14 protein-coding genes and 1 tRNA gene are annotated in these 16,489 nt (G+C 61.6%); 12 read left to right on the top strand and 3 right to left on the bottom strand.

The genetic code is table 11. The annotated features are described in order from the left end of the window. Positions 1–330 precede the first annotated feature (330 nt). Positions 331–1,260, bottom strand: a complete 930-nt coding sequence (locus tag PSN43_RS03555; RefSeq protein WP_272699343.1) for a calcium/sodium antiporter — start codon at positions 1,258–1,260, stop codon at positions 331–333. Between the two features lie 36 nt (positions 1,261–1,296). After that, positions 1,297–2,361 carry a tRNA(5-methylaminomethyl-2-thiouridylate) methyltransferase gene (locus PSN43_RS03550; RefSeq protein ID WP_272699342.1) on the bottom strand — a complete coding sequence of 355 codons (1,065 nt, stop codon included), beginning with the start codon at positions 2,359–2,361 and terminating at the stop codon, positions 1,297–1,299. A gap of 191 nt (positions 2,362–2,552) precedes the next feature. On the opposite strand from PSN43_RS03550, the gene recA reads away from it, so the two are divergent. From recA to PSN43_RS03525, 5 genes are all read left to right on the top strand, one after another. Beyond that, positions 2,553–3,620 carry a recombinase RecA gene (gene recA / locus PSN43_RS03545; protein WP_272699341.1) on the top strand — a complete coding sequence of 356 codons (1,068 nt, stop codon included), beginning with the start codon at positions 2,553–2,555 and terminating at the stop codon, positions 3,618–3,620. An 89-nt stretch (positions 3,621–3,709) separates the two neighbouring features. Beyond that, positions 3,710–6,349 carry an alanine--tRNA ligase gene (gene alaS, locus PSN43_RS03540; protein WP_272699340.1) on the top strand — a complete coding sequence of 880 codons (2,640 nt, stop codon included), beginning with the start codon at positions 3,710–3,712 and terminating at the stop codon, positions 6,347–6,349. Between the two features lie 753 nt (positions 6,350–7,102). Further along, positions 7,103–7,531: a 50S ribosomal protein L13 gene (gene rplM / locus PSN43_RS03535; protein ID WP_272699339.1), complete on the top strand. Its 429-nt coding sequence runs from the start codon at positions 7,103–7,105 to the stop codon at positions 7,529–7,531. A 12-nt stretch (positions 7,532–7,543) separates the two neighbouring features. Further along, positions 7,544–7,933, top strand: a complete 390-nt coding sequence (gene rpsI / locus PSN43_RS03530) for a 30S ribosomal protein S9 (RefSeq protein ID WP_442874862.1) — start codon at positions 7,544–7,546, stop codon at positions 7,931–7,933. A gap of 245 nt (positions 7,934–8,178) precedes the next feature. After that, positions 8,179–9,441, top strand: coding sequence for a radical SAM protein (locus PSN43_RS03525; protein WP_272699338.1), 1,263 nt, complete (start codon positions 8,179–8,181; stop codon positions 9,439–9,441). Between the two features lie 92 nt (positions 9,442–9,533). Here PSN43_RS03525 and purM read toward each other — a convergent pair whose 3' ends face one another. Continuing rightward, positions 9,534–10,595, bottom strand: coding sequence for a phosphoribosylformylglycinamidine cyclo-ligase (gene purM, locus PSN43_RS03520; RefSeq protein WP_272699337.1), 1,062 nt, complete (start codon positions 10,593–10,595; stop codon positions 9,534–9,536). A 121-nt stretch (positions 10,596–10,716) separates the two neighbouring features. Between purM and PSN43_RS03515 the strand changes: the two genes are divergently transcribed. The 7 genes from PSN43_RS03515 to PSN43_RS03485 all read left to right on the top strand — a co-directional run bounded on the left by PSN43_RS03515 (position 10,717) and on the right by PSN43_RS03485 (position 16,489). After that, positions 10,717–11,073 (top strand): hypothetical protein, encoded by a 357-nt coding sequence (locus PSN43_RS03515; RefSeq protein ID WP_272699336.1) that lies wholly within the window; start codon positions 10,717–10,719, stop codon positions 11,071–11,073. A gap of 16 nt (positions 11,074–11,089) precedes the next feature. Further along, the gene (gene amrS / locus PSN43_RS03510) at positions 11,090–12,079 is read left to right on the top strand and encodes an AmmeMemoRadiSam system radical SAM enzyme (RefSeq protein ID WP_272699335.1); all 990 of its coding nucleotides are present in this window, start codon (positions 11,090–11,092) and stop codon (positions 12,077–12,079) included. Between the two features lie 215 nt (positions 12,080–12,294). Then, positions 12,295–12,371, top strand: a tRNA-Pro gene (locus PSN43_RS03505). A gap of 350 nt (positions 12,372–12,721) precedes the next feature. Continuing rightward, positions 12,722–13,147, top strand: a complete 426-nt coding sequence (locus tag PSN43_RS03500; protein WP_272699334.1) for a bacteriohemerythrin — start codon at positions 12,722–12,724, stop codon at positions 13,145–13,147. Between the two features lie 171 nt (positions 13,148–13,318). Then, entirely contained in the window at positions 13,319–14,041 is a 723-nt protein-coding gene (gene prxU / locus PSN43_RS03495; RefSeq protein WP_272699333.1) for a thioredoxin-dependent peroxiredoxin, read from the top strand. Between the two features lie 276 nt (positions 14,042–14,317). Continuing rightward, entirely contained in the window at positions 14,318–14,659 is a 342-nt protein-coding gene (locus PSN43_RS03490; RefSeq protein WP_272699332.1) for a DsrE family protein, read from the top strand. Between the two features lie 345 nt (positions 14,660–15,004). Further along, positions 15,005–16,489 carry a sodium-dependent transporter gene (locus tag PSN43_RS03485; protein WP_272699331.1) on the top strand — a complete coding sequence of 495 codons (1,485 nt, stop codon included), beginning with the start codon at positions 15,005–15,007 and terminating at the stop codon, positions 16,487–16,489.

Genomic DNA, 16,489 nt, shown 5'->3' with positions numbered 1-16,489 from the left:
ATGAGTCCGGGAAAACGGCGGGTGACGAAAAGATTACAACTCTGCAACGGTCCATCCCGTTGTTTTAACTCCTTATATAGCCACAACACCATTTCTCCCCCCAGCCTTGGACGGCCCCGACGGGAGCAGGAATCAGGACCGCAATGCATACGGCCCGCCCTGCGCGGAAAGGACGAGGATGGGAGGACCCCACAACGAAAAAGACCTGCCTGTGCGCGACAGGCAGGTCGAAGATTGACGGTTTGGGGAGAGGAATTTCCGCCCTTTCGGTGCGGACCGAAGCATACGTGCCGCCCCCCGGAAGCACCGGGACCGCGCGCGTCTTTGCGCCTACTGCATGAAGTCGTGGGCCCAGCGGAAGAGGTTGATGCCCACGAGCAGTCCGCCCTCCCAGCGTGTGAGCTTCCAGCCGGTGCGCAGGAGGATCATGACCAGACCGACCATCGCCACCAAAAGGATTAGGCCGGAAGAGGCCTCGGGAGAAACGGGCAGCGGCTTGAGCAGACAGGTCAGGCCGAGCACGCCCGCGAAGTTGAAGAAGTCGGAACCGATGAGGTTGCCGAGCAGCATCTCGTTCTTGCCGCGTACGGATGCGGCCAGGCAGGTGACAAGCTCGGGCAGGGACGTGCCAGCGGCCACGATGGTCACGCCGATGACCCAGGACGACACGCCGAAGTCGGCCGCGATGGACGAGGCTGCGGTAACCATCAGGTGCCCGCCTGCGGAAATGGCGGCGAAACCGGCCACAAGCCAGATTCCGTCGCGCCAGGTCGCGACCTTGCCCCTGGTCTCCTCCAGCTCCTCGGCCCCCACGTTTTCACGCTTCCGGCCGAGATAGATGAGGTATCCTATGAGCAGGGTCATCAGGCATCCGCCGAAGAAGCGCCCCAGGGTGCCGGTGAACGACACGGCCAGGATGCCCGCAGTGGTCAGGAACAGGAGCAGGCCGTCGCGATAGACGATGGTCCGGTTCGAGACAAGCGGCTTTATCATGGCCATCACGCCGAGAATAAAGCCGAGGTTGAAGATGTTGGAGCCAACCACGTTGGAAAGGGAAATGTCGTTCTGCCCCCGGAAGGCAGCGTTCAAGGTCACCAGAAATTCCGGTGCCGAAGTACCTACCGCCACGATGGTCAAACCGATGACCAGCTCAGAGACGTTGTACTTGCGGGCAATGAGCGCCGCCGAGGCGACTATCCAGTTGGCTCCGAACCAAAGCAGAAAAGCCGAGACACAAAAAGTGACTATATCGATGAACATCGAAAAACTCTAAGAGAAGGATTTGGCGGAAGCAAGTTAAGCTTTCACTTCTTTCTTTTTCCACTCGCGGACCAGGTCGGGAGCGGGTTCGGACCAGGCAAGAGCAGTCTCGCGGGCCGGGACCACGGACACGATTTCCACGTTCCCGCCGCGGCTGACGCTGACGCGAGTAGGCTCGCCCGTGGACTCGAACAGCTTGCGCGCCTTGCCCGAATAGGAGCTGACCAGGGCGGCGGCGTCCCGCACGGTCTCCGGCTCCCAGTCGCCCGCGACGGGTCTGCCCACTGCCAGGGGACCGGGCAGGTCGGCCAGCTTGAAGACATAGTCGTTCGGCTCGGCGCAGGCGGCGAGTTGATCGTTGTCGACGGAAGTTCGGCCGAAAGCCAGCCAGTGCGACCCGGCCCAGACCTGCCGTCCGGCGCGGACCAGGGAAAAATCGTTTGGAGTCGGCCGGTCGCGATGGGTCAGCAGCTTGACGAAACGGGCCGCGCCCTGGGACTCGGTCAGGCAGCAGCCGCCCGCCGGTGTGGGGATCTCGGTGAAGCCGTACTGTTCGGCCAGGGCGTATTGCGGTTTGCGCCCCCGGCCGTGCCAGTCGTGAAGCCGGGCCCGGTCCACCAGCCCGGATTCCTCCATGGGCGTGGGCGGAAGGTTCCCGGCGCACAGGGGGCGCAGAAGCAGATCGCGCACCTCGGCCCGCTTGGTGATCAAGTTGAGGGCGTCTTCCCGCTGGCTCATGGGCCGCTGGCCGATGACCTCGCCGGAGATCAGGAACTTCGCCCCGTATTCGGCCATGAGCCCGCGCGCGTGTCCGAGCATGACGATCTTGCAGTCGATGCACGGGTTGAGCCACTTGCCGAACCCCTGGGAAGGCCCGTCGAGGATCATGTCCACATACTTTTGGCTGATGTCCACTTCCACAACCTCGATGCCGTAATGGCTCCGCCAGAACGGGATGAGGTGGGGCTTGCCGAAAAAGGGCGTGACGAAGTGCAGTCCCAGAACGGACAGTCCCTGGTCCATGACCGTACGCATGGCCAGAATGGAATCCAAGCCGCCGGAGAGCAGCGCCAGCGCATCATATCTTTTTTGTTCCGCCATGGGAGGGTCCATTATGTGAGATCGGCGCCGAGGGCAAGTCCCGGAGCGCGGCTCACCCCGCCCGCGCCCCGCAACCCGCCGTGCATCCCGCGCTTTTTCCCCATATATATGGGTGTTGCCCGCAGAAGGCGTATCTGGTATCCAAACGTGTTGCTCGTTTGTTGCCGCCAGTAAATTTCGGAGGAAACCACATGGCCCGTAAAGCCGTAGACCCCGATGCCCTGCGCAAGGAAGCGCTCGGCACCGCCCTGACCACCATCGAACGCAAGTTCGGCAAAGGCTCCATCATGCGCCTGGATGACGAGGCGTCGCATTCCATCCCCGCCATCCCCACCGGCTCCATAGGCCTGGATATAGCGCTCGGCATCGGCGGCGTGCCGCGCGGACGCGTCATCGAAATCTTCGGCCCCGAATCCTCGGGAAAGACCACCCTGGCGCTGCACATCATCGCCCAGGCCCAGAAGAGGGGCGGCGCAGCGGCCTTCGTGGACGCCGAACACGCCCTTGACCCCGGCTACGCCAAACGGCTCGGCGTCAAGACCGAAGAGCTGCTCATCTCGCAGCCCGACTACGGCGAGCAGGCGCTCGAAATCGCCGACCTGCTGGTCCGTTCCGGCGCGCTGGACGTGGTGGTCATCGACTCGGTGGCCGCGCTCATCCCGCAGTCCGAACTGGAAGGCCAGATGGGCGAAACCCAGGTGGGCAGCCAGGCGCGGCTCATGTCGCACGCCCTGCGCAAGCTGACCGGCACCATCCACAAGTCCAACTGCGTGGTCATCTTCATCAACCAGATCCGCATGAAGATCGGCATGACCGGCTACGGCAACCCCGAAACGACCTCGGGCGGCAACGCGCTCAAGTTCTACGCGTCCTGCCGTCTCGACATCCGCCGCATCCAGACCCTCAAGGACAAGGAAGAGGCGTACGGCATCCGCGCCCGCATCAAGGTGGTCAAGAACAAGGTGGCCCCGCCCTTCCGCCAGGCCGAAGTGGATGTGCTTTACGGCCAGGGCATCTCCCGCATGGGTGAGCTCATCGACATGGGCGTCGAGAACGGCATCATCGAGAAGTCCGGCGCGTGGTATGGTTTCGGCTCCGAAAAGCTGGGCCAGGGCAAGGAGAACGTCCGCGCCCTGCTCACGGACAACCCGGACCTCGCCGAGGCCATCGAAGAGGCCCTTATGACCCACCTCGGATTCCGCGACGCGCCCGAGGAAACCACTGGTGACGCCGGCGATGCCGGTGACTCCGGCGAATAGCCCGATTTTCAGCCCGAAAGGAGCGCCCCGGTCCTAGAGCCCGGGGCGCTTTTATTCGGCAATACCTTTCCCTGGAGAACATTAAAACGATGAAAGCCAATGAAATTCGCAGGCGGTTCCTCGAATATTTCGAGAGGAACGGCCATACCATTGTGGAGTCCTCTCCGCTGACCCCCAAAGACGACCCGACCCTGCTCTTCACCAACGCGGGCATGGTCCAATTCAAGAAGCTCTTCCTGGGCCAGGAAAAGCGCGACTACATCCGCGCCACCACGTCCCAGAAGTGTCTCCGCGTGGGCGGCAAGCACAACGACCTGGAAAACGTGGGCCGCACGGCCCGCCACCACACCTTTTTCGAGATGCTCGGCAACTTCTCCTTCGGCGACTACTTCAAGGAAGACGCCATCCGGTTCTGCTGGGAGTTCCTGACCGAGGAGCTCAAGCTCGACAAGAACCGCCTCTACATCACCATCTACAAGGATGACGACGAGGCCGGAGAGCTGTGGCAGAAGGTCGCCGGAGTTCCGACCGACCGCATTTACCGCCTGGGCGAGAAGGACAACTTCTGGTCCATGGGCGACACCGGCCCCTGCGGCCCCTGCTCCGAGGTCCACTACGACCAGGGCGAGGAAGTGGGCTGCGGCCCGAACTGCGGTATCGGCAAATGCGACTGCGACAGGTTCCTTGAAATCTGGAACCTGGTCTTCATGCAGTACGATCAGGCCGAGGACGGCACCCGGACCGACCTGCCCCGCCCCTCCATCGACACCGGCATGGGCCTTGAGCGCATCGCCGCCGTGGTCCAGGGCGTGCACTCCAACTACGAGACCGACCTCTTCCAGTCCATCATCAGCTACACGGCCGAGCTTGCGGGCGTGAAATACCGCCAGTCCGAGGAAATCGACACGGCCTTGCAGGTCATCGCCGACCACTCCCGGGCCATCGCCTTCCTCATTCCGGACCAGGTCCTGCCGTCCAACGAGGGCCGGGGCTACATCCTGCGCCGCCTCATCCGCCGCGCCTACCGTTTCGGCAAACTCATGGGCCTGGAGGGCTCCTTCCTGTGGAAGACGGCCTCCAAGGTCATCGACGACATGGGCGGCCACTACAAGGAATTGGAAGAGACCCGCAACTTCATGGTTGAGGTCGTCCGGGGCGAGGAGGAGTCCTTCGCCAAGACCCTGGACAAGGGCCTCGAAATGCTTGAGGAGGAGCTGGCCGAACTGAAGAAGGCCAATGCGACCGTCGTTCCCGGCGAGACCACCTTCAAGCTCTACGACACCTACGGCTTCCCCATCGACATCGTCCGCGACGTGGCCGAACAGCACTCCATGGACGTGGACGAGGCCGAGTTCGACAAATTCATGCAGGAGCAGAAGCAGCGTTCCAAGGCCGCCTGGAAAGGGTCCGGCGAAAAGGACGTGGCCTCCGTGTTCCAGACCCTGCTCGAGCAGGATGTGACTTCCGAGTTCTCCGGCTACGAGACCATGGCCGACCAGTCCGAGATCGCCTACCTCCTGACCCCCGAAGGCGTGGTCGTGGACGCGCTCAATGACGGCGAGTCCGGCTGGATGGTGGCAAAGGTCACACCGTTCTACGGCGAGTCCGGCGGACAGGTGGGCGACACCGGTGCCATCGCGGCCAAGAACGGCAAGGCCGACGTCCTCGACACGGTCAAGCCGTCCAAGAATCTGACCGCCCACAAGATCAACGTCACGGAAGGCGTCCTCAAGCCGGGCGACTCCGCCTTCCTCAACGTGGACCGCACGCAGCGCCTGGCGACCATGCGCAACCACACCACCACCCACCTGCTCCACGCCGCCCTGCATAAGGTGCTGGGCGACCACGCCAAGCAGGCTGGCTCACTGGTGGGACCGGACCGGCTGCGCTTCGACTTCACCCACATCAAGGGCCTTTCCCCCGAGGAAATCCACGAAGTTGAAACCCTGGTCAACAAGGCCATCTTCGACGCCATCCCCGTGACCCGCGAGGTCATGTCCATCGAAGCCGCCCAGGCCAAGGGCGCGACCGCCCTGTTCGGCGAAAAGTACGGCGACACGGTCTCGGTCATCGAAGTGCCGGGTGTTTCCATGGAATTCTGCGGCGGCACCCATCTGGACAACACCGGCATCGCCGGTTCCTTCGTCATCACCTCCGAATCCGGCGTCGCTGCGGGTATCCGGCGCATCGAAGCCGCCACCGGCCACAACGCCGTTGCCTGGCTCAACGAGCGCCGCGAAGCCGTTTCCGAGGCCGGTGCCATGCTCAAGGCGCAACCCTCCGACCTGGCCCGGAAGGTCAAGGACCTCCAGCAGCAGGTCAAGGACATGCACAGGGAAATGAAGACCCTCCAGAGCAAGCTCGCCTCCGGCGCGGGCCGCGACATGATGAGCGAGATCGAGGAGATCAACGGCGTCAAGGTCCTGGCTGTCGAAGTGGAGGCCCCGAACATGGGCGTCATGCTCGAACAGATGGACGCCCTGCGCTCCAAGCTGCCTTCCGGCATCATCTGCCTGGTCTCGCCTCACGAGGACGGCAAAGTTTCCGTGGCCCTGGCCGTGACCAAGGACCTGCACGACCGCTTCAAGGCGGGCGATCTCATCAAGCCCGTGGCGGGCGAAGTCGGCGGAGGCGGCGGAGGCCGTCCGGACCTGGCCCGCGCAGGCGGCTCCAATCCGGCAGGCGTCGCTAACGCCCTGGCCAAGCTCAAGGAGCTGGTCTCCGCGTAAGGCAATCTGCAAAATCGAATCCAAAGGCCTCCGGCGAGTTTTCCCGCCTGGGGGCCTTTTCTTTTGAGGGGAGCTGCTCCTTACTCTTTAAAGGAGGAAAGTCAGGGGTTGAAAGCCGCTTCGCGGCGATAGTCGGATGATTTCGCCTCCGGCGGGCAAGGGCTCGCACCCTTGCATCCCATGTTTGCGCCTTCGGCGCGGGCTTTTTCGCTCCGCGGTAGTCCGGCACGGGAACGGGGAGTTAAATATATTGGTCACTTTGCTTGGGAGCTGTTTTTTACTCCTTAAAAAAAGGGGGGAGAAATCAGGAGTTGAAACCCGCTTCGCGGCGATAATCGGGTGATTTCGCCTCCGGCGGGCAAGAGCTCGCACCCTTGCATCCCATGTTTGCGCCTTCGGCGCGGGCTTTTTCGCTCTGCGGCGGTCCGGCGCGGGAACGGGGAGTTAAATATATTGGTCACTTTTTTGGGGCGGGAATGGCGTTCAATACAATATTTCATCAATCATATCGAGCGGACGCACCGAAATACGTCGAGTTGATTCGCGCAAACAAAAAGCTTGTGGCCGACTCGGTTTTCAGGTAAGTACCTTCTCCCGGTCTGCCCACCGGCTTTGAAGAACACCCCGTTACAACCCGTTCTTCCTGGCCAGGCGGTCTGATCGCGTGACCACTCATATATATTGAAATGGGTTGACAGGCGGGCAGGATGCCCGTAAAGGTCCCCTTCTTGAGAATCTGCAAGGAGCATTTTTATGAAGACATATAGCCCGAAGCCGGAAGACGCGAACCGCGAATGGTTCATCGTCGACGCCACGGACAAGATCCTGGGCCGACTGGCCACCGAGATCACCACCCGTCTGCGCGGCAAGCACAAGCCGGAGTTCGCCCCCCACATGGATATGGGCGACTTCGTGGTGGTCATCAACGCCGATAAGATCAAAGTCACCGGCCAGAAGATGGACGCCAAGATGTACTACAAGCACACCAACCATCCTGGCGGCCTGAAGCAGAAGACCCTGCGCCAGATGCTGGACATCAAGCCCGAGAACGTCATCACCGCCGCCGTCAAGGGTATGCTGCCCAAGAACAAACTGGCCGCCCAGCAGCTGAAAAAGCTGAAGGTCTACGCCGGTCCCGAGCACCCGCACGCGGCCCAGGCTCCCAAACCTCTGGATTTCTAATCGGGGATAATCATGAGCGATTTCACCTACGCCACTGGCAAACGTAAGAATGCGATCTCCCGCACCCGCCTTTATGCCGGCACCGGGCAGATCACCGTCAACGGCCGTCCCTTCGAGGACTATTTCCCCCGCAAGACCCTGCAGATGGTTGTCCAGCAGCCGCTGAAGCTGGTCAAGATGCTCGACCGCTTCGACATCAAGGCCAACTGCTCCGGCGGCGGCGTGTCCGGCCAGGCCGAGGCCCTGCGCCACGGCATCGCCCGCGCCCTCTGCGACCTGGATCCGGAACTGCGCTCCGTGCTCAAGCCCGCCGGTCTGCTGACCCGCGACGCTCGTAAGAAAGAGCGTAAGAAGTACGGCCTCCGCGGCGCCCGCGCTTCCTTCCAGTTCTCCAAGCGTTAAGCCGAGAATCGGATATTCAGTCCACTCAAGACCGGTTTCCCCTCAAGGAAGCCGGTCTTTTCGCATGTGCGGCCGATTGCGTCGGCCGCGCCTCCCGGAGATTATCCAAGCGTTTTGCAGGAAATCGGCCATACCGAACGCCCAGATCGCATTACACGGCAAAACCTGTTTTTTGCGCGGCGAAACGGCCCGACCCGCATTCAATTCTTGCCCGAACCATTGTTTGCACATAGAATGCCGCCACTATGTCATCCAAGAACAAACCACAACCGCGTATGCTGTTCGCCTCGGCGGACGGCGAGATTTTCGACCACCCGGACCTCTTGCTGATGGTCCGGCGGGGCGACGAATTCGGCCTGCCCAGGCCCGACGAAATCATACCCCTGCCCGAGGAATCAGAATTCTTCATGCTCCCCGGCCGCCATGCCATGGGCTACAGCCAGGAAGACGGCCAGGCCGAGGTCATGGAGGAGCTGGCGGTGGCGGCCTTCGTCTGTCCGGGTCATACCGTCACCGGGATAGCGGCTTACGAGTCCGACGACGACGCCCCGATCCTGCCCCTGCTTTCCTACGCGGCCATCGGTTATGCCAACGGCCGTTTCTGGGTCTGCGCCAAGCAGGTGGACGAGGACAAACGGCAGGTGTTCACCCATATTCCGCCCGACCGCATCGAGGCCGGAGCGCATCAGCTCCTGGCCGAGATGCCCGAGAACCGCCTGGTCAACCATCTGGCGGGCTGCGCCCTGACCAGCGGCTGCCCGGCGGCCAAGAACCTGTCCCTTGGACGCTTCGAATGCCCCCTGCCCACTTCCCAGGCCTGCAACGCCGAATGCGTGGGCTGCATTTCGCACCAGCCCGAGGATTCCGGTTTCCCCTCCCCGCAATGCCGCATCGCGTTCCGCCCCACGGCCGATGAGATCGTTCAGATCATGCGCCGCCACGAGTCGCGGGAACGCCGCCCCATATTTTCCTTTGGCCAGGGATGCGAGGGAGAGCCTCTGCTCGAAGCCGAACTCATCTGCGAGGCTGTGTCCCAATACCGGAGCGAAGGCGGCACCGGCACGGTCAACGTCAACACCAACGGTTCCCGCCACCAGGCCATGCCCGCCCTCAAAGTCGCAGGGGTCAACTCCATCAGGGTCAGCCTCAACTCGGCGCGCAAAGGCCCCTACGAGGCGTACTACCGGCCGCGCGGCTATTCCTTCGACGACGTGCGCGAAACCATCTGCAAGGCCCACGATGTCGGCCTGTTCGTCTCCCTCAACCTGCTGTTCTTCCCCGGCGTCACCGATACCGAGGAAGAGTTCGACGCGCTGGTCGAACTGGGCGAGGCGTGCCGCTACGACTTCATCCAGCTGCGTAATCTCAACCTCGACCCAGAGCTCTATCTCAAGCTCATGGCTCCCTTCGGACGTTCTCCCTCCATGGGTTTCAACAACTTCAGGAAACGGCTCAAAAAGGCTCTCCCCTGGATCGACTACGGCTATTTCAATCCGTACCGTGGCTAGGGACGGTTTCCGTCGCCGGGACAACCGGCGGGCCGGAAACGAAAAAAGGCCGCTCCATCAGGAGCGGCCTTTTTTTGGCAATGGGAATATCCCTACGGGAAAACGACTTCGACCTGTTCGGAGGCGTCCTGGCGTTTGGTGATCTCGCCGATGCGGTACGCTTCGACGTCGTCGCGGGCGTCGAGTTTCTCGAGGGCCTCGTCGGCGTGCGCCGGGTCGACAATAAGGATGTAGCCGATCCCGCAGTTGAAAATCTGAAGCATTTCAGGCCAGGAAAGGTCTCCCTGGTTCTTGATCCAATCGAATACCGGAAGCATGGCCCAGGAGCCGAACTGCACCGTGGCGGCCACATCCTCGGGAAGGATGCGGGGCACGTTGTCGTAGAAACCGCCGCCGGTGACATGGACCATACCCTTGATGGGCAGGGACTCCATGAGTTCGAGAACCGGCTTGACGTAGATTCGGGTAGGCTCGATGAGCACCTCGGCCACGGTCCTTTCCGTACCGGGAAAGATATCGTCCTTGTCCAGCCCGGACTCGCCGAGGAGCTTGCGGACCAGGGACCAGCCGTTGGAATGCACGCCGGAGGACGCCAGCCCGATGAGCACGTCGCCGGGCGTGATCTCCTTGCCGGTGACGAGCTTCGGAGTGTCGACCATGCCCACGGCGAAACCGGAAAGGTCGTACTCGCCGTCGGGGTAGAAGCCGGGCATCTCGGCGGTCTCGCCGCCGAGCAGGGCGCAGGCGGACTGACGGCACCCTTCACACACGCCGGAGACCACTTCGGCGGCCACGCCGGGCTCCAGCTTGCCTGTGGCGAAGTAATCCAAAAAGAAAAGCGGGGTCGCGCCCTGAACGAGCACGTCGTTGACGGACATGGCCACCAGATCGATGCCCACGGTGTCGTGCTTGTCGAACATGAAGGCTATCTTGAGCTTGGTGCCCACCCCGTCGGTTCCGGCAACGAGCATGGGGGCTTCCATGCCCGAGATTTCGGGCTTGAACAGGCCGCCGAAGCCGCCGATGTCCGTGGCTACGCCGGGCGTGAAAGTGGACTTTACCATGTCCTTGATACGGCGGACGAATTCGTTGCCCGCCTCGATGTCCACACCAGCAGCGGTGTAGGCCTGGGATCGTTTGGCGCTGTCGCTCATGAGTCTCTCCTCGGTTGGCTTTGGTCGCTTATAGATGGAAGGCGGACCAAGTTCAAGCAACAAGTGGACGGCTTTCCATTTGCATTGCCAAGGCCGCATCCCGTGTCTATTATATATGAATGTGACAGTACCGTTAGCCGTGGAGGAAACCATGCGCCTTTTCATCGTCCCGGCCGTCCTGACCCTGGCCCTTGCTCTTTTGACGCCCGCTCCGGGAGCCGCCCAAAGCAAATTCAAGAACGAGGACACGGCCAAGAACCGCCAGGACAACACCTTCGGCACGCGGCCCGTGGAGGGCGAACAGCCAGTGACGACCTTCGGCGTCAACGAGGCGGGCGACTCGACCATCGACTCGCACCAGCCGAAGACGGAAGAGACGGACTGGTACGACAAGGTCATCATCGCCGTCGACCCCGACGTATCCTGGCCCCGCGACGAAAGGCCCGACCTCGGGGACAAGACTGCCCCGAAGAAGTGAATCCGGAGGTGACGCCATGATCGAGGCCAGACTGTGGAAGTCTCTCAAGGACGGCGCGGTCCAATGCAGGCTGTGCAACCATTTTTGCGCCATCAGGCCCGGCGGGCGAGGCCGGTGCGGTGTGCGGGAGAACAGGGAGGGCGTCCTGTTCTCCCTGAACTACGGCAAGGTCGCCGCACTGAATCTCGACCCGGTCGAAAAAAAGCCCCTCTACCATTTCCTGCCCGGCTCCATGACCTTCTCCTTCGCCACCATGGGCTGCAACCTGTCCTGCACCTTCTGCCAGAACTGGTCCCTGTCCCAGCCGCCGCGCACGGGCAGTCCCATCCTGGGCCGGGAGATGTCCCCCGAGGACCTGGTCGCGGAAGCCATCCGGCTCGAAGCCGCGTCCATCTCCTATACCTACTCCGAGCCGACCATCTTCTTCGAGCTGATGCAGGACACGGCCCGGCTGGCCCATGAACGGGGACTCAAGAACATCATGGTCTCCAACGGCTTCATGAGCCGCGAATGCCTGGACGCCCTCGGCCCGGACATCGACGCCATCAACGTGGACCTCAAATGCTTCACTGAAACGTTCTACGAGGCCATCTCCGGAGCCCGGCTCCAGCCCGTGCTCGACAACCTGAAGCAAATCAAGCACGAGCTCGGCTGGTGGCTTGAAGTGACCACCCTGCTCATCCCCGGCAAAAACGATTCGCCCGGCGAACTGGACCGGCTGACGGACTTCCTCGCCCGCGAAATCGGCACCGACACGCCGTGGCACATCTCCCGGTTCCACCCCGACTACAAGATGACCGACGCCCCGCCGACCTCCGGCAACTCGCTGGAAACCGCCTACGACATGGGCAAGGCCAAGGGGCTTCAATACGTCTACATCGGAAACATGCCCGGCTCCAACAAACAGGACACCGTCTGCCCCGGCTGCGGCAGGGAGCTCATCAACCGTTCCGGATTCTCGGCCCGCGTGCGGGGCATCCGCGACGGCAGGTGCTCGGACTGCTGACAGCGCATCCACGGAGTCGATTTGGGCTGACCGACTTGCAAACGGCCCACTTTTTCAGTAGGTATGCTCACCCTCGCGGGGGGTCGCGCGCAACAGCGCGAGTCCGGACGGACGGTTGAGGACCGCCCCGGCCGGATGCGAAACGGTTCCTGACCGCCGTCCGCCCCGCTACGCACGGCTTCGTCCGGGCGAGATGAAGTCCTCAAACCGATAGACGGAGTGTGGCGCAGACTGGTAGCGCGCCTGCTTTGGGAGCAGGATGCCGGGGGTTCAAATCCCTCCACTCCGACCAGAAGAATCAAGCCCCGGGATTTCCCGGGGCTTTTTTTCAACTCCCCGCTTTCACGCCAGGGCGCCGCAGAGCGAAAAATCCCGCGCCGAAGACGCAAACATGGGATGCAAGGGTGCGAGCCCTTGCCCGCCGGAGACGAAATCATCGACTATCGCCGCGAAGCGGCTTTCAACGCCTGATTTTCCTCTCAAGGATGGGGGGAGCTCCTTTTTTTTGCCGGCAACACTTGCCTCTTCGCCTCTTCACAAACTATTCTCAACTCCACCATACATCCCGACCGGCATCCACACTGACACAACGTGACAACGCTGCGGATTTGATTTCATCCCCTTTTCAAGAGGAAATTGCACATGCGGACGGATAATCACCGACTGGACTGGTATGAATCGCTCTCCGTGGGCGTCCCCTCCATCGATGAGCAACACAAACGGCTCATCGCCCTGACCGACAAGCTATTCCAGGCCATCATGGATGACGTTGGAAAAACCGTCATGGGCGATGTGCTGAACGAACTGGCCGACTACACGACCTATCATTTCGGCCACGAAGAGCAGCTCCTGCTCGAACACGGCTACCCCGAGGACCTGTTCGCCGAACATCAATACGAACACCAGGTTCTGACGACCAAGGTCCACGAACTCATCGGAGAGCACGAGCGGAACGCCTCCTGCCTGGACCTGACGGTCTATGAATTCCTGCGCGACTGGACCACGGAACACATGAAGGGAACAGACTCCCAATACTCCGATTTCCTGATTAAACGCGGCGTCCGCTGAGTCCACTCCGTTTCTCCGGCGGCCGACGGCCGCCCCTCTCCCGATCCTCGCCTCTCATTGCGACAATTAGGCATATGTTCAAAAATAGCTTGATATCTTCATAGCAGTACCTATTATCAGTTTTGTCGATTTGAAAAGGCTGATCAATTGCCAAAAACAAAGGAGACAATCATGCCTGAAATCAAAGATCCCTCGTGCGAGCGTCCCGCCCCCAAGGTGGCGGCCCCCTCTCAGCCCGAGGAGCAGGCCCCGACTCCAACCGCCAAACCAGAAGGAGGCTCCATGATCCGCGTCGGCCAGAAGGCCCCAGATTTTACCGCCCCCGCCTACATCGACGGCCTGTTCGGTTCCGTCACCCTCTCGGAATATCTCGGACAGTGGGTCGTCCTGTGCTTCTATCCCGGTGACTTCACGTTCGTTTGAGCGACCGAGATTTCCGCGGTCGCGGAAAAGAACGAAGAATTCGAGAAGCTGGGCGTCCAGGTCCTGTCCATGTCCACCGATTCCATGTTCGTGCACAAAATGTGGGTGGACCACGAACTTTCCAAGATGATTACCCGAGGCAAGGTTCCCTTCCCCATGCTGTCCGACGGCGGCGGCGCGGTGGGCACCCAGTACGGCGTTTACGATAACGCGGGCGGCGTCGACGTGCGCGGCCGCTTCCTCATCGATCCCGACGGCGTGGTACAGGCCTTCGAAGTCCTGACCCCGCCCGTAGGCCGCAACGTCAATGAAACCCTGCGCCAGATTCAGGCGTTCCAACTGGTGCGCGAATCCAAGGGCACCAAGGCCACGCCTTCCGGCTGGAGGCCGGGCAAACCGGTACTCAATCCCGGCCCGGCCCTGGTGGGCAAGGTCTGGCAGGAGTGGAAAGTCTCCATGGCCTTCGACTAAATCGAATTTGACCATACATCGGCCCTCCGGCTACCGTCGGAGGGCCTGTTTTTTTCAGAACTACCCCTGACTCCCTGAAGAGGGAATCAGGCGTTGAAAGCCGCTTCGCGGCGATAGTCGATGATTTCGCCTCCGGCGGGCAAGGGTTCGCCCCCTTGCATCCCTTGTAAGCGCCTTCGGCGCGGGATTTTTCGCTCTGCGGCGTCCTGGCGCGAAAGCGGGAAGTTAATAATATTGGTCCCTTTTCGGGGGGACCCGGCAAAACAAGGAGCGACCATGTATTGTCTTTATGCGTTCAACGGCGAACTGATGTGTTTCGTCCACGTCCTGCTCAACGCGCTGGACATGAAGGACAGGGACAAGGAGGCGATCATCGTCTTCGAGGGCGCGGCGGTGAAGCTCGTGCCCGAGCTGGAAAAACCGGAAAACCCGTTCCACGCGCTCTATCAAAAGGCCAGGCAGGCGGGACTCGTGGCGGGCGCGTGCAAGGCGTGCTCGTCCAAACTGGGCGTACTCGACGCGGTGAAGGCTTCCGGGATGCCCCTGCTCGACGACATGTCCGGCCATCCGTCCATGGCCGCCTACATGGACAAGGGCTACACCATCCTGACATTCTAGGAGACCGCCTGCGCGGGCCCAAAAGCCGATTTTCGGCCCGCGCGGGAGTCTTGAAAGCGTTTTTTTCGGTTTTTCACCCGAAAAAACCATGAAAACTTCCCTTTTTACCCGCAAAAATCGAATTTTCCCCGGCAAAACCCCCTGTTGAAAGTAGACAGCCGAGTTAATTTGTCATACAGACATACCGCTTTTATACAACAATCCGTTCGCGGACAAAGGGTGAGGGACGCCTGCAAGGGCCGTCCCGTTCTCTTTTTCTCCATCCGGGTTCTGGGGGGGCACCCTTCCGCTACACGGAAGCCGCACGCGGCTGTGCGGCGTACGCTAAAAAATCGCAGGTGAACTATGTCTCAACGTGAACAGTGGGGCTCCCGCGCCGGTTTCGTGCTGGCCGCGGTCGGGTCCGCTATCGGACTGGGGAACATTTGGCGTTTCCCCTACATGGCTTACGAGAACGGCGGCGGCGCCTTTCTCATCCCCTACATTTTCGCCCTGCTCACCGCGGGCATTCCCTTCATGATCCTCGAGTTCGGCATGGGCCAGAAGTATCGAGGTTCCGCACCCAAGGTTTTCCGTGCCCTGGGTGAAAAATGGGAATGGCTCGGCTGGATGCAGGTCATGGTCGCCCTTGTCATCTCCATCTACTACGTGGCGGTCATCGGCTGGACCATCAACTACACCGTCTTCGCCCTGGACGTTTCCTGGGGCAGCGATCCCAAGGCGTTCTTCTTCGGCGACTACCTGGGCCTGACCGATTCTCCGCTGCATCTGGGCTCCATCCAGTGGCCCATCCTCGCAGCCTGCACCCTGGCCTGGGGCATCACCTGGCTGGCCATCACCTCGGGCGTACGCAAGGGCATTGAGCGGGCGTGCAAGATTCTGATTCCCTTGCTCTTCCTGCTCGTGATCGTGCTCATCGCCCGTGTCATCAACCTGCCCGGCGCCATCTCGGGGCTGAACTACCTTTTCCACCCCGACTTCTCCAAGCTGGCCGACTTCTCGGTCTGGGCTGACGCCTACGGCCAGATATTCTTCTCCCTGTCCATCGGCTTCTCCATCATGCTGGCCTACTCCAGCTACCTGCCCAAGGAGTCGGACATCAGCAACAACGCGGCCATGACCGTGTTCATCAACTGCGGCTTCTCCCTGTTGGCGGGCGTGATGATCTTCTCCGTGCTCGGCAACATGGCCCACGCCACCGGCCAGGACATCTCCGAAGTGGCCGGAGCCGGCGTCGGGCTCGCCTTCATCACCATCCCCGCGGCCATCAACACCATGCCCGCGCCGGTGTTCGTCGGCACCCTCTTCTTCCTCTGCCTGACCATGGCTGGAGTGAGCTCGCACATCTCCATCGTCGAGGCCGTCAGCTCGTCCTTCATCGACAAGTTCGGCATGAGCCGCAAGCGGACCGCTTCCATGGTCTGCCTGCTGGGCTACGTCCTCACCCTGGTCTTCACCACGGGCGGCGGACTGCTCATCCTCGATATCGTCGACCACTTCGTCAACAACCTCTGCATCCTCGGCCTCGCCCTGGCGGAGATTGTGCTGATGAGCTACATCGTCGGTCTTGACGAGCTCAACGCGCACGTCAACGCGGTTTCCGACTTCCAGGTCGGCACCGCCTGGAAGCTGTGCCTCAAACTCGTCACCGTGGCCGTGCTCGGCTACTCCTTCGTCATGAACGTCATCACCGACTTGGGCACCCCGTACGGCGGATACTCGGAGCAGGACCTCCTCATTCTCGGCTGGTCCCTGCTGCCCGTGACCTTCGTCCTCGCCCTGGGCCTGACCAAGCGCCCTGCCGCCTTCGGCTTCGCTCGCCAACACTAG

This window comes from Desulfovibrio sp. Fe33, from assembly GCF_028532725.1.
Lineage (GTDB): Bacteria > Desulfobacterota > Desulfovibrionia > Desulfovibrionales > Desulfovibrionaceae > Pseudodesulfovibrio.
Note: the sequence above shows the minus strand (reverse complement) of the source record. Positions and strands in the feature narration are given on the sequence as shown.